This is a genomic window from Xanthomonas cannabis, from assembly GCF_040616535.1.
Taxonomy (GTDB): Bacteria; Pseudomonadota; Gammaproteobacteria; order Xanthomonadales; family Xanthomonadaceae; genus Xanthomonas; species Xanthomonas cannabis.
Genome location: NZ_CP136580.1, coordinates 605,056 through 618,574, shown reverse-complemented (window position 1 = coordinate 618,574; position 13,519 = coordinate 605,056). Strand labels below are relative to the sequence as shown.

The 13,519-nt window shown below is 67.9% G+C and carries 11 protein-coding genes; 5 read left to right on the top strand and 6 right to left on the bottom strand.

Going from position 1 to position 13,519, the window contains the following annotated elements; translation table 11 throughout:
• The first annotated feature begins 304 nt into the window (after positions 1-304).
• Positions 305-1,321, top strand: a complete 1,017-nt coding sequence (locus tag RZV17_RS02645) for a DUF3426 domain-containing protein (protein ID WP_166743701.1) — start codon at positions 305-307, stop codon at positions 1,319-1,321.
• Positions 1,322-1,437: 116 nt separating this feature from the next.
• A complete protein-coding gene (gene fis / locus RZV17_RS02640) occupies positions 1,438-1,710 on the top strand; it encodes a DNA-binding transcriptional regulator Fis (protein ID WP_047693382.1) in 273 nt (90 codons plus the stop codon).
• Positions 1,711-1,796: 86 nt separating this feature from the next.
• On the opposite strand, the gene RZV17_RS02635 is transcribed toward fis, so the two are convergent.
• From RZV17_RS02635 to RZV17_RS02610, 6 genes are all read right to left on the bottom strand, one after another.
• The gene (locus RZV17_RS02635; protein WP_047693384.1) at positions 1,797-2,771 is read right to left on the bottom strand and encodes a phosphatidate cytidylyltransferase; all 975 of its coding nucleotides are present in this window, start codon (positions 2,769-2,771) and stop codon (positions 1,797-1,799) included.
• Positions 2,768-3,400 carry a 1-acyl-sn-glycerol-3-phosphate acyltransferase gene (locus RZV17_RS02630; protein ID WP_104579268.1) on the bottom strand — a complete coding sequence of 211 codons (633 nt, stop codon included), beginning with the start codon at positions 3,398-3,400 and terminating at the stop codon, positions 2,768-2,770. The genes RZV17_RS02635 and RZV17_RS02630 overlap by 4 nt, the downstream gene beginning before the upstream one ends.
• A 223-nt stretch (positions 3,401-3,623) precedes the next feature.
• Positions 3,624-4,067 carry a hypothetical protein gene (locus tag RZV17_RS02625; RefSeq protein ID WP_355606998.1) on the bottom strand — a complete coding sequence of 148 codons (444 nt, stop codon included), beginning with the start codon at positions 4,065-4,067 and terminating at the stop codon, positions 3,624-3,626.
• Complete coding sequence (locus RZV17_RS02620) at positions 4,064-5,398, bottom strand: phosphatase PAP2/dual specificity phosphatase family protein (protein ID WP_355606995.1); 1,335 nt, start codon at positions 5,396-5,398, stop codon at positions 4,064-4,066. The genes RZV17_RS02625 and RZV17_RS02620 overlap by 4 nt, the downstream gene beginning before the upstream one ends.
• Positions 5,395-7,149, bottom strand: coding sequence for a bifunctional alpha/beta hydrolase/class I SAM-dependent methyltransferase (locus RZV17_RS02615; protein WP_355606992.1), 1,755 nt, complete (start codon positions 7,147-7,149; stop codon positions 5,395-5,397). Before RZV17_RS02615 ends, RZV17_RS02620 begins: the two co-directional genes overlap by 4 nt.
• Before the next feature lie 76 nt (positions 7,150-7,225).
• Positions 7,226-7,840 carry a CDP-alcohol phosphatidyltransferase family protein gene (locus tag RZV17_RS02610; RefSeq protein ID WP_047693389.1) on the bottom strand — a complete coding sequence of 205 codons (615 nt, stop codon included), beginning with the start codon at positions 7,838-7,840 and terminating at the stop codon, positions 7,226-7,228.
• A 73-nt stretch (positions 7,841-7,913) separates the two neighbouring features.
• On the opposite strand from RZV17_RS02610, the gene purH reads away from it, so the two are divergent.
• The 3 genes from purH (at position 7,914) to yccS (ending at position 13,445) form a co-directional block, all read left to right on the top strand.
• On the top strand, positions 7,914-9,497 hold the full coding sequence (purH, locus tag RZV17_RS02605; RefSeq protein WP_104579274.1) for a bifunctional phosphoribosylaminoimidazolecarboxamide formyltransferase/IMP cyclohydrolase: 1,584 nt from the start codon (positions 7,914-7,916) through the stop codon (positions 9,495-9,497).
• A gap of 135 nt (positions 9,498-9,632) precedes the next feature.
• The gene (gene purD, locus RZV17_RS02600; RefSeq protein WP_355606987.1) at positions 9,633-10,928 is read left to right on the top strand and encodes a phosphoribosylamine--glycine ligase; all 1,296 of its coding nucleotides are present in this window, start codon (positions 9,633-9,635) and stop codon (positions 10,926-10,928) included.
• A gap of 303 nt (positions 10,929-11,231) precedes the next feature.
• Positions 11,232-13,445 (top strand): YccS family putative transporter, encoded by a 2,214-nt coding sequence (yccS, locus tag RZV17_RS02595; protein ID WP_166751865.1) that lies wholly within the window; start codon positions 11,232-11,234, stop codon positions 13,443-13,445.
• Positions 13,446-13,519: the final 74 nt, after the last annotated feature.

The window sequence follows — 13,519 nt, the reverse complement described above, 5'->3', positions numbered from 1 at the left end:
AATCGGGAATCGGGAATCGGGAGTCGGGAGTCGGGAGTCGGGAGTCGGGAATCGGGAATCGGGAGTCGGGAATCGGGAGTCGGGAATCGGAGTCCGGAGTCCGGAGTCCGGAGTCCGGAGTCGGCGGGAGCGTGGTTGTCGCACTGCTTGTTGTGCCAGGGAGCGGATGCGGTAGCCGGGATCGCTGCAGCAGCGACTGCGCACGCCGCCACCTGCACCGTGGCGTTGCCCGGGCTGATGCATCCAGGTTCGCCGGCCGCTGCGCGCGTGGTTGAATAGCGCTCTTCCCGCTGCACGCCTGCCGATGTCCCAGACCCCGCCACCGCGCCGCCCGCTGGCCACCTTCCTGCGGGCAACCCCGCCCGCCGCGCCGACCTTGATCCCGACGCCAACGGTGCCCGCCGCCGAGCCGCCGGAGCAGGTGTTGCCGGTGCCAGCGCCCGCGCTGCCGCCCGCACCCGCACAGCCGGTGGTGCCGCCACCGCCGGCACCGGTCATCTCCGCACCGGCTGCGCCGGTGACCGGCCTGCCGGCCAACCAGCCCAGCCGCGCGCCGGCAGCGCCGCACGAACCCATCCCCGCACGTGCAGACGCCGAACCGGACCATGTCGCAGGCACGCCAGGCATGCACGGCACTGCGGATGCCGCGGTCGGTGCCGCAGACCGGCCCGACGCGCGCGCGCCCAATGCCGATCTCCCGCGCCCCCCGGCTGCCGAGGCCGACCCCACCGTACAGGCCGCCATCGCCACCGACGACGCAGGCGATCCGGCCTCCCCTGCGTCGCCGTTCCACCCACTACCCGCTGTCGCGGCTCCCACGTTTGCACGCCGGGGGTTCGCCCGCCCGCGCCTGCGCGCCAGCGGCCGGCAGTGGGCGGTGTTGATCAGCCTGGTGGCGCTGCTGGGGCTGCAGATCGTCGTTGCCGACCGCGCCCAGCTGGCCGGCAACGCGCGCTGGCGGCCGCTGGTCAGCGCGGCCTGCACGCTGGCGCGCTGCACGTTGCCGGCCTGGCGCGAGCCGGCCGCGCTGACCCTGCTCACCCGCGATGTGCGCCCGCTGCCCGGCGCGGCCGGGGTGCTGCAGATCCAGGCCAGTTTCCGCAACGATGCACGCTGGGCACAGGCCTGGCCGTGGCTGCAGCTGTCGTTGTCCGATGCCGATGGGCGGGTGATCGGCACCCGCGTGCTGACACCGCAGGAGTATCTGGGCAAGGCGCCGGCCGCGCAGGACACGCTTGCGCCGGGCCAGGCGGTGCAGGTGGCGTTCGCGGTGCGCGAACCGGCCGCAAGCACGGCCGCCTTCAGTTTCGACTTCCGCTAAGCGGACGCGACCCGCACTCGTCGCGCACATGGGCGTGGCGAGCGGTGAGGTCACGCGCTAGACTCACTCCCCCTCGCCGGCCACGCGTCCCGGCTTCGTGACACTGGGAACTTCCTTTGAACGCAGCCTCCTCCCGTCCTGACACCAGTCGTGGCGCCCCCAAGTCGCCCCTGCGCGAACACGTGGCGCAGTCCGTGCGCCGTTATCTGCGCGACCTGGATGGCAGCGACGCGGACGATGTATACGAGATCGTGCTGCGCGAAATGGAAATCCCGTTGTTCGTCGAAGTGCTCAACCACTGCGAAGGCAACCAGAGCCGCGCCGCGGCGATGCTGGGCATTCACCGGGCCACGTTGCGCAAGAAGCTGAAAGAGTACGGGCTGACCTAAGCCTGGAATCGGGAGTGCGGAATCGGGAATCGTAAGCGCGGCGCTGCATCGCTGATGGGCGACGTGCGCGATGGTGGGCTGCGGCCTCACGCCCACCCGTAGCGGATCAGATGGAAAAACACCGGCGCGGCGAAGCACACCGAGTCCAGGCGATCGAGCACGCCGCCATGGCCTTCGATCATGTGGCCCCAGTCCTTGATACCGCGATCGCGCTTGATCGCCGACATCACCAGCCCGCCGAAAAAGCCCATCAGGTTGGCCACCAGCGCCAGCCCGAATGCGTGCCACGGCGCAAACGGCGTGATCCACCACAGCGCCATGCCGAGCAGGCTGGCCGACAGCACGCCGCCGATGAAGCCTTCCACCGTCTTGGACGGCGACAGCTTCGGCGCGATCAGATGGCGGCCGGCCAGCTTGCCCCAGACGTACTGCAACACGTCCGACGACTGCACCACGATGACCAGGAACGCGATCAGCAGCAGATTGCGCCCGGCGTACCCGGGAATGTCCAGGTTCAACAACGCCGGCACGTGCGAGATGCAGAACACGCAGATCATCAGCCCCCACTGCACCTTGGCAGTGCGTTCCAGATAGCCGGTGGTATCGCCACCGATGGTGGCCAGGATCGGCAGCACCAGGAACGCGTACACCGGGATCAGCAACGTGTACATGCCGTACCAGCCGGTCCACACCAGTCCGTATTGCCACGGCAGCACGATGTAGAACGCGGCCAGCAGCGCGTAGTAATCGCCGCGCCGCGTGGGGGTCAGGGTGATGAACTCGCGCAGCGCAAACAACGACACCAGCGCGAACAGCCCGATGACGCCGGCGCGGCCGAACACGAACGCAATGCCGACCACCGCCGCCATCACCCACCATGCGCGGATGCGTGCGACCAGGTTGTCCAGCACCGCACTCGGGCGTTCACGCGCGCGCCAGCGCAGCGTCTCGGAAATCAGCGTGGCAATCACCAGTACCAGCGCAATGCCGCTGAACAACCACAGCGTCTGCTGATGCATCGAGGACTGCTGCAGCTGCCCGCTGAAGACATAAGGATTCATGCGCGCGCCTCCAGTTGCTCCGGCGACAACGCCAGCAGCGCGACGCGTGCGCGTGCCAGAAACGCATCCTTGTCCTCATCGGCGCCCAGCCGCAACGGCGCCCCGAAGGTGGTGGTGCACAACAGCGGCAACGGCAGCCACTTGCCCTTGGGCATCACGCGCTTGAGGTTGTCGATCCACACCGGCACGAACTCCAGTTCCGGGCGTTGCCGCGCCAGGTGATACAGCCCGCTCTTGAACGGCAGTACGCCTTCGTCCGGGTTGCGGGTGCCTTCGGGAAACAGGATCAACGAATCGCCGGCGTCCACTGCATCGCACAGGCATTGGATCGGGTCGCGGGTGCGCTGCGCGGCATCGCGCTCGATCAACACACCGTTGAACACCGCATGGATCAGGTAGCGACGCAGTGCAGTGCGCTGCCAGTAATCGGCAGCGGCTACCGGACGCACGGTATGCCGCAGGCTGGCCGGCAGCGACGACCAGATCAGCACGAAATCGCCGTGGCTTGCGTGATTGCCGTAATACACGCGGCGTTCGTTGGAGGGCGCACACCCACGCCACAGCGCACGCGCGCCGGTCAGGGTACGAATGGCGCCGCTGCAGCCACGCGCGATCAAACGGGCAATCATGTCCACTCCAATGCGCGCACGGGTGTGCGCAGCGCTAACTTCACGATCGGTGCTGCAGCGGCGGGCGAGATCGCCGGCGTCGATGCCGAGGCACCCGGCGCATGCCACGCTGCGCGCAGGGCATGGCCCCATCCGCGCAATGCGCTGGCTTGAGCGGTGGCCGGTAGCAACCGTTGCAAACGTGCCAGCGGCGCGGTGAGAGCCTGTGCCGCGTGCGCCCCGCTCACAGCAGCGCCTTGCCGATCAGTGCGGCGCACAGGGCCAGCCCCTGCACCACCACGCTACCCACTTGCCTCAACAGCAGACGGCGCATGCCGGCCCAGCGCGCCAGCCAGTCGCGTGGCGCCGGCGCCGTGCGCAGCAGGGCGATCGTCTGCAACGCCTGATCGAGCTGTTGCGCGGCGCGATGCTCGTCGCTGTTGTCGATGGCGATTTGCTGCAGCACGGCCTCCAGCAGGTCCGCATCCAGGCCGACCCGGAATGCCCACACGCGCTGCAAGAAGCCGGCAGCCACACTGAGCGCGTAGCACAGCTGGATCGAGGCGGGTGCATCGGTGATGCCAAGCAGCACGATCACGGCGGCCAACAGCAGCAGCGAACACCGGTCCAGTGCAGCGCCCTGGCGCAACACCGCACGCATGCTGGCAAGGGTCATGGTCGCGCTCATGCGGGCACCTGCCCGGTGACTGCATCGCGGCTGTCCACCGCGCAGGCTGCCGCAATGGCCGCACGGTGATGCGCACGCAGCACGATCGCCGGCCGCGCCGCCCGAAGTTGCGCAATGGCAGCGTCCACGCCGGCAGCCCGCCCACTGTGGATCAGCCAGGTTGCGATGCTGGCCGCACTGCGCGAATACCCCAGGGCGCAACACACCAGCACCGGCCCGTGCGCACGCGCCTGTTCGATCGCCTGCGCCGCCGCGCGCAACTGCGTTGGCGACGGTGCGACCAGATCCAGCATCGGTACCACCTGGTCCTGCGCGCATGCGGCGTACAACGACAGTTCTGCAGACACGTCCACGACTGCGGCAATGTCACCGCGTTGCCCGGGCAACGGAATCCGCCCCAGCCATACGTCATCGGCCACCAGGCGCGGCACTGGATCGCGCCGTGTCCATAGCCGCGAATTGCACCATGCCGCCAGCAGATACGGCGCATACAACCAGCGCGCGGCAAGACTCAAGCGCCCATCGCTGCGCTTCTGGAATCCGAGCGGGCCGAGCAGCGCGTAATTCATGGCCACCAGCGACAAGGCCAGGGTGATCCACAGCAACCACAGCCCGGTGCCACCGCTCCACAGCGCAAGCGCGCCACTGACCAACGCGCCGGCCAGATACGCAGCGGCCAATCGCCAACGGCGCGCGTCGCCTGTCAGCCGTGCCTGCGCAAACGGCGCAGCGCTGCGCTCCGGCCACAGCCACACGCACAGCCAACCCGCCGCCAGGCCGGCGGGGATATCCAGGAAGTGATGTTGATAGGTGGTCAGCACCGACACGCCGATCAGCGCAAACCAGCCATGCAACAGCCAGCGCCACACACCGGAAAGATGCTGCGCATAGCGCACCCACAACACCACCAGCAGCACGATGTGCAGCGATGGCGCTTGATTGAAGGGCTTGTCGAAGCCCAGCAGCACCGCAAACAACCAGCCGAACACGCCATCGGTATCGGGCCGGACGAAGCTGTAGCGCAACGGCCATAGCAAAAAACACGCCACGCACAGCAGCTGCGCGCTGAGCAGGCGCAACGCGTGCGTGTCCAGTTCGCGCCGCGTGCGGCAGACAAAGAACGACACCGCGTAGAACAGGTCGATCGACCAATACGGCACGATGGTCCATGGCCAGAACGGCATGCCGTGCTCCCAGCCGAACACCACCGATGGCACCTGCGTGGCCCGCCCGGCCAGCGTGTTGGCCAGGCCATAGCTGAGGAAGAAGAACGGCCCCAGCAACGCCAGCCACAGTGCAGCACGAGCGGTGGGGCGTGCGCCGTGCGTCATGCCCGGATCCGCTGCGCCATCGACACGGTGAAGATGCCGAACGCATCGATGCGCTGCGCCACCTTGCGAAAGCCCGCCGCTTCCACCAAGCCATCCATTTCCTGCTGGCTACGCCGACGCATCACCCAGGCCACGCCATCGCGGTGGCTGGTGAGCGCGCGCGCAATGAATTCCAGCTGCGGATGCCAGGGCTGGCCGGTGTAAAGCAGATAGCCACCCGGCTGCACTGCGGCGGCAAGACCTTCCAGCGAGCGCGCCACCTGGTCGTTATCGGCAAACAGCTCGTACAGGCCCGACACCACCGCCAACGTCGGCGCCGGTTGCACTGTTGCCAACGCCGCCGGGTCGAAGGCATCGCCTTGCTCGAACCGGGCGATCTCGCCAGCGCCCAGCGCCTGGATCAGCGCGGTGCCCTGGGTCACGTTGAGCGGGCTGAAATCGCGCAGCACGATCGCATCGGCACGCTGCGCGCCGCTGCCCAAGGCGTCGAGCACATAACGCCCGTGCCCTGCGGCAACGTCCAGCACGCGCACCGGCATGCCGGCACCACGCAACCGTGTTGCGGCATCACGCAGCAATTCACCCAGATGCGCGCCGCGGATGCGGATGCCGCGCCAACCGATCGCGTTGAGATAATTGCGATCGATCATGCGGCCCAGCGGCCCACGACCACGCGCCTGGTTGCGGTAGATGTAGTCCAGGGTGCTGCCGGAGTCGAAACCGGTCTGCAGGCCGAGTGCGATGCCCTCGGAGAGCGTGCCGCCCAGCCGCAGGCCGGCACGCACGCCGCGCCAGCGCAGGTCCTGCAGGCTGTTGCGCGGCGGTGGCCAGGCCAGCCGCTCGGCTTCTTCGAAACTGGGGCCGCTGCGATGCGCGTCGCGCAACTGCACGCGCACCGGCGGCGCTGCGAAACGCGCCTGGATGAACGTGCGCATCGGCGCAAGCGCAAGCGCGCGATCGCGCTCGCCCAGGGTGTCGTGGAAGAAGCCCGGCAACCAATGCCGCTGCTTGATCGGCGAACGCAGGTTTTCGTAGAAGCGGTCCTGCGGGCCGCGATGCACCACGAAATCCGAGCCGGAGACCAGCAGCTGGGTCGGCACGGTGATCGCCTGCGCATCGTCCACCACGCGCGCGGCCGCCGCATACAGGCCCAGCAACACGCGCACCGAAATCGGGCGGGTGATCAGCGGATCAGTGCGATAGCTCTCCACGCGCTGCGCATCGTGGGTGAGCCACTGCGGCTTGACGTAGCTGTTGACGAAGAAGTTGCCGCGCAGCGCATACATCAGCGCCAGCCCGGCGCGTGCGAACGGCACGTACAACTTTACCTTGAACGCCGGCGAGGCCAGCACCAGCGCGCGCAGCGGAGGGGCATAGTCGTGCACCCAGGTGGCGGCCACCACCGCGCCCACGCTTTGGGCCACCACCGCAATGTCCTGCACCGCGATGCCGTGGGTGGTGCCAATGTGCGCGATGAAGCTGTCCAGATCGCGCACCAGCGCCTCGAAGCCCGGCGCATCGCCACGCACGCCGGGCGAGCGGCCATTGCCGCGCGCATCCCAGGCGAAAAACTGCGCGTCGGGCAGGTCCAGCTCCTCGGCCAGATGCATCACACGGCCGGAGTGCTCATGCCCGCGATGCAGCAGCACCACCGCCTTGGGCGCGCCACCTGCCACCGGGGCCGGCCAGTGCCGATAGAACAACTGCACACCATCGAAACTGGCGAACTCGCGCTCGACGACATCACGCATCGGATCATCCTGAAAAGAAGAAAGTGAAAGAGCGCAGCGGACACCGCATGCGCACTGCCGCGCGCAGGCAGCGCGCTTAGCCGGCCGGCGCCTCCGCCAGCCCGGCGCGCACCCGTCGCCACACCGTGGCGATGCAGGCCAGACTCAGCGCGATGGCGACCCAGCCGACGCCGCGCCCACCCAGCAGCCCGCACGCCAGCCCAACGCCGACCACACCGATGACGAAGGCGCGGTCGCTCTTGCCCATCGGCCCGTCGTAGCGGCGGCTGGCGCCGACCATCAGGCCGAGCACGCCGGCGTATTCGGTCAGCGCGGCCAGCAGCGCGAAGATCCACAGCCAGTGCGCACCCACCCCGGGCACGCCAAGCAGGCTCAAGTACAACGCCGCGTCGGCGACCACGTCGCACAGTTCGTTGAGGTAGGCACCCAGGCGCGACTGCTGGCCGAACTCGCGCGCCAGCATGCCGTCGATGGCGTTGAGCCCCATGCGCAGCAGCATCCACACCGGCAGCAACAGATACAGCAGCGGCCAGCCGGCGCCGGCACGGTAGACCACCGCTGCCACCAGCAACGACACCGCCGCCGCGCCCAGCGTCACCTGGTTGGCGGTGATCCCGCCGCGGTACAGCGCGCCCACCATCGGCCGCAGCAACGCCTGGAAGCGTCCTTTCAAAGCATAGATCGAGGCCATACGGGGTGTTGAGTCCATTCGAGCGCTGGCGCAGCCTACAATATCGGCTGCTCCGCAACGACATCCCCCACCGATGGCCACTGATTTGCTGCCCGTGCGCCGGGCCCTGCTCTCCGTTTCCGACAAGACCGGCCTGATCGATCTGGCCCGCGCGCTCGCAGCGCGCAACGTCGCGCTGCTGTCCACCGGCGGCACCGCCAAGGCGATCCGCGAGGCAGGCCTGCCAGTCACCGACGTGGCCGATCTCACCGGTTTCCCGGAAATGATGGACGGCCGGGTCAAGACCCTGCACCCACTGGTGCACGGCGGCCTGCTCGGGCGCGCCGGCGTCGATGAGGCGGTGATGGCCGAACATGGCATCGTGCCGATCGACCTGCTGGTGCTGAACCTGTATCCGTTCGAGTCGGTCACCGCCAAGGCCGACTGCACGCTGGCCGATGCGGTGGAAAACATCGACATCGGCGGCCCGGCGATGCTGCGCAGCGCGGCCAAGAACTTCGCGCGCGTGGCGGTGGCCACCGACCCGGCGCAGTACGCCGAGCTGCTGGCCGAGCTGGAGGCCAACGATGGCCAGCTCTCGGCGGCCAAGCGCTTCGCGCTGTCGGTGGCCGCGTTCAACCGCGTGGCGCAGTACGACGCGGCGATCAGCAACTATCTGTCGGCGGTGGCCGACAGCGCAGAGAGCGTGCCCACGCGCAGCCCGTTCCCGGCGCAGATCAATTCCAACTTCGTCAAGGTGATGGACCTGCGCTACGGCGAAAACCCGCACCAGTCCGGCGCGTTCTACCGCGACCTGTATCCGGTGCCGGGCACGCTGGCCACTTTCCAGCAGTTGCAGGGCAAGGAGCTCAGCTACAACAACCTGGCCGATGCCGATGCGGCGTGGGAATGCGTGCGGCAGTTCGATGCGCCGGCCTGCGTGATCGTCAAGCACGCCAACCCCTGCGGCGTGGCGGTGGGCGCGGCCTGCGGCGATGCCTACGAACTGGCCTACGCCACCGACCCCACCAGCGCGTTCGGCGGCATCCTGGCCTTCAACAAGACCCTGGATGCCGCGACGGCGAAGGCCATTCTGGATCGCCAGTTCGTCGAGGTGCTGATCGCGCCCGACTACGAGGCCGGCGCGCTGGAATACGCCACCAAGAAAGCCAATGTGCGCGTGCTCAAGATTCCGCATGGCAACGGCTTGAACAATTACGACACCAAGCGGATCGGCTCGGGCCTGCTGATGCAGTCGGCCGACAACCGCGGCATGTCGCTGGGCGAATTGAGCGTGGTCACCCAGCGTGCGCCCAGCGAGGCGGAACTGGGCGATCTGCTGTTCGCCTGGCGCGTGGCCAAGTACGTCAAATCCAACGCGATCGTGTATGCCAAGGACAGCCGCACCATTGGCGTGGGCGCCGGGCAGATGAGCCGCGTGGTCAGCGCCAAGATCGCCGCGCTCAAGGCCGAAGAGGCCAAGCTCACCGTAGCCGGCTCGGTGATGGCCTCGGACGCGTTCTTCCCGTTCCGCGACGGCATCGATGCCGCCGCTGCCGCCGGCATCAAGGCAGTGATCCAGCCCGGCGGATCGATGCGCGATGGCGAAGTGATCGCCGCCGCCGACGAACACGGCATCGCGATGGTGTTCACCGGCGTGCGTCACTTCCGGCACTGACGTGCCGGGAATGGAGAGTGGGGAATCGGGAATCGTAAGAGCGGTTCCCTATGCCACTCCACATCGTCGGCCCGCAGAACCAGGGACTTTGCTGTTCCCATTCCCTAATCCCCATTCCCCATTCCCGGTACCTCCATGAAAATCCTCGTCATCGGCTCCGGCGGCCGTGAACATGCCCTGGCCTGGAAGATCGCGCAGTCCGCGCGCGTGAGCGAGGTGCTGGTGGCACCCGGCAATGCCGGCACTGCCACGGAAGCCAAATGCCGCAATGTCGCGATCAAGGTCGACGACCTCGACGGCCTGCTCGCGCTGGCGCAACGCGAAGATGTCGCGCTCACGGTGGTCGGGCCGGAAGTGCCGCTGGTGCTGGGCGTGGTGGACCGCTTCCACGCCGCCGGGTTGCGCATCTTCGGGCCCACCGCCAAGGCCGCGCAGCTGGAGGGCAGCAAGGCCTTCGCCAAGGATTTTCTTGCGCGTCATGGTATTCCCACCGCGTATTACGCCGTGCACACCGACGTGGACGCCGCACTGGTCTACGTGCGCGAAAAAGGCGCACCGATCGTGGTCAAGGCCGATGGCCTGGCGGCCGGCAAGGGCGTGATCGTGGCGATGACCTTGGCCGAAGCCGAAGACGCGGTGCGCGACATGCTCTCGGGCAATGCGTTCGGCGATGCCGGCGCGCGCGTGGTGATCGAGGAATTTCTCGATGGCGAAGAAGCCAGCTTCATCTCCATGGTCGATGGCACACACGCTCTGCCAATGGCCACCAGCCAGGACCACAAGCGTGTGGGCGACGGCGACACCGGCCCCAACACCGGTGGCATGGGCGCCTACTCGCCCGCCCCGGTGGTCACACCCGAGGTGCATGCACGGGTGATGCGCGAAGTGGTCGAGCCGACCGTGCAGGGCATGATCGCCGACGGCGTGCCGTTCACCGGATTCCTGTATGCCGGGCTCATGATCGATGCGCACGGCGCGCCCAAGGTGATCGAGTTCAACGTGCGCTTCGGCGACCCGGAAACCCAGCCGGTGATGCTGCGCCTGCAGTCGGATCTGGTCGATCTGCTCGACGCGGCCATCGACGGCACGCTCGACAGCGCGCAGGCGCAGTGGGACCCGCGCCCGTCGCTGGGTGTGGTCATCGCCGCCAGGCCGTACCCCGAAACCCCGCTCACCGGCGACGTCATCACCGGTCTGGACGCAGTGCCGGCCACCGCCAAGGTCTTCCATGCCGGCACCACGTTGAACGCCGATGGCCAGGTGATCAGCGCCGGTGGCCGCGTGCTGTGCGTTGCCGCGCTGGGCGACAGCGTGCTGGAAGCGCAGCGCAACGCCTACGCAGGCCTGCAGCCGATCCACTGGCCCAACGCCTTCCAGCGCAGCGACATCGGCTGGCGCGCGATCGCCCGCGAGCGCGACGCGCAGGGCTGAGCAGCGTCCTTCCCCCGCCGGCGGGGGAAGGTGCCCGGAGGGCGGATGGGGGCAAGCACAGACATCCGCTGGTTGTCGGCCGAATAGAGCAACAGCTCGCTTGTGGTCGTCGAGAAGGCAGTGTTCAACAGGTTGCAAGGTCACCAAGCGCGGTAAGCGGTCGTGCAGCGGGGCTGCGGTGCAATCGCGCATGTCGCTCCAGTCCGCACCCATGCCGGCTACTGACAAAGGACTAGCGCCTGTCCACACCGGCAGCGTGCGCGTGCGGCAATAATGCCGGTCACGCCTGCCCTTGCCGAGACCGTGGCCGCCACTACCTTCGAAACCCGCCTCAGCCGCCTGTGGGCCCATGAAAAGGCCAGCTACGGCCTGCGCGTGTTCATCGCGCTGGCGGTGGCGATGGGCGTGTGCTGGCACTGGCATCAACTCACCGCGGTGCCGGCGTTGTTCCTGGGCGCCATCGCCAGCGCCATCGCCGAGACCGACGACAACTGGCTGGGCCGTATCAAATCGGTGCTGCTGTCGTTGCTGTGTTTTGCAGCCGCCGCGGCTGCAGTGACGCTGCTGTTCCCGTATCCGCTGGCGTTCGTAATCGGCATGGCCCTGGCGACCTTTTCGCTCACCCTGCTGGGCGCGCTGGGCGAGCGCTACGCGTCCATCGCGCAGGCCACGGTGGCCTTGTCGATCTACGCCATGATCGGCATGGACCAGCATGGCAGCCACGATCCGCGTATTGCCTGGCATGGCGCAGCGCTGCTGATGATCGGCGCCACCTGGTACGGCGTGCTGTCGATCCTGTGGACCATCCTGTTTGCCAATCGCCCGGTGCGCGAGCGGCTGTCGCGGCTGTTCTTCGAACTGGGCCGCTACCTCAGGCTCAAGGCCGATCTGTTCGAACCAGTGCGCCAGAGCGACCTGCACGCGCGCCGGCTGGCGCTGGCCGAACAGAATGCCAGGGTGGTGGGCGCACTCAACGCCGCCAAGACCGCGATCATGAGCCGCTTCGGTCGCTCGGGGCGGCCGGGCGTGCAATCGGGCCTGTATTTCCGGCTGTATTACATGGCGCAGGAATTCCACGAGCGCGCCAGCTCCTCGCATTACCCGTATGAAGCGCTGACCGACGCGTTCTTCCACAGCGATGTGCTGTACCGCTGCCAACGCCTGCTCGCGCTGCAGGGCAAGGCCTGCGCCGCGCTGGGCGAGGCGATCCGGCTGCGCCAACCGTTCGATTACGGCGACAACAGCCGCCTGGCCACCGAAGACCTGCGCCAGTCGCTGGATTACCTGCATGCGCGCGCCGACCCGGCGCTGGCCCGCCTGCTCGGCGCGCTGGAACTGCTGGTCACCAATCTGCAGACCATCGAGCGCAAGTTGTCCGAAGCGGCGCAATTCGATTCCACCAGCGACAACCTCGACACCCGCCTGCGCGATTCTTCGCCGCATACCCTGCGCGAGATGGCCGCCCGGCTCGGCCAGCAGCTCACGCCCGGCTCGGTGCTGTTCCGCCATGGCCTGCGCATGGCCATCGCGCTGGTGGTGGGCTATGCGGTGATGCAGTCCATCCATGCCGACAACGGCTACTGGATCCTGCTCACCACCGCGTTCGTGTGCCGCCCCAACTACGGCGCCACCCGCCTGCGGCTGGTGCAACGCATCGCCGGCACCCTGATCGGCCTGGTCGCCACCTGGGCGCTGATGCAGCTGTTCCCGGGCACCGAAGTGCAGTTGCTGCTGGCCCTGGCCGCTGCGCTGATCTTCTTCATCACCCGCACCGATCGCTACATGCTTGCCACCGCCGGCATCACCGTGATGGCGCTGTTCTGCTTCAACCTGCTCGGCGATGGTTTCGTGCTGATCTGGCCGCGCCTGATCGACACCCTGATCGGCTGCGCGATTGCCGCGGCGGCCTCGTTCCTGATCCTGCCGGACTGGCAGGGCCGCCGCCTCAACCAGGTGATGGCCACGGTGCTGGCCAGTTGCGCGCGCTATCTCACCCAGGTGCTGGAGCAGTACGCCAGCGGCATGCGCGACGATCTGCCCTACCGCATCGCACGCCGCGACATGCACAACGCCGATGCCGCGTTGTCGGTGGCCCTGTCCAACATGCTGCGCGAACCGGGTCGTTACCGGCGCAATCTGGACGCGGGTTTCCGCTTCCTGGCGTTGTCCAACACCTTGCTCGGGTATCTCTCCGCACTGGGCGCGCACCGCGCCGCGCTGGAGGGCGAACACGATCCCGCCATCGCGCAGGCCGGCGACTACCTGCAGCGCGCATTGGGTGAAATCGCCACTGCCTTGCGCGAACGCCATCCGCTGCCGGTGCACGACGAAAGCGAAGAACTCGCCACCGCCGACGCATTGGAACACCACGCCGCGCAATTGCCACCCAAACAGCGCCTGGTGCGCGACCAGCTGGCGTTGACGCTGCGCTTATTGCCCAAACTGCGCGCTGCGGCGCTGGCGGTGACCACCGCGCCGGCAGAGAACACGGCGCGACTGGCGATCAACAAGGCTTAGCGGCGTGTTGCCCACAGGTGCGTGGCCGTGCAGCCAACGCAGCGTCCCTGTGCAAGGCGACACCGAGCCATGCA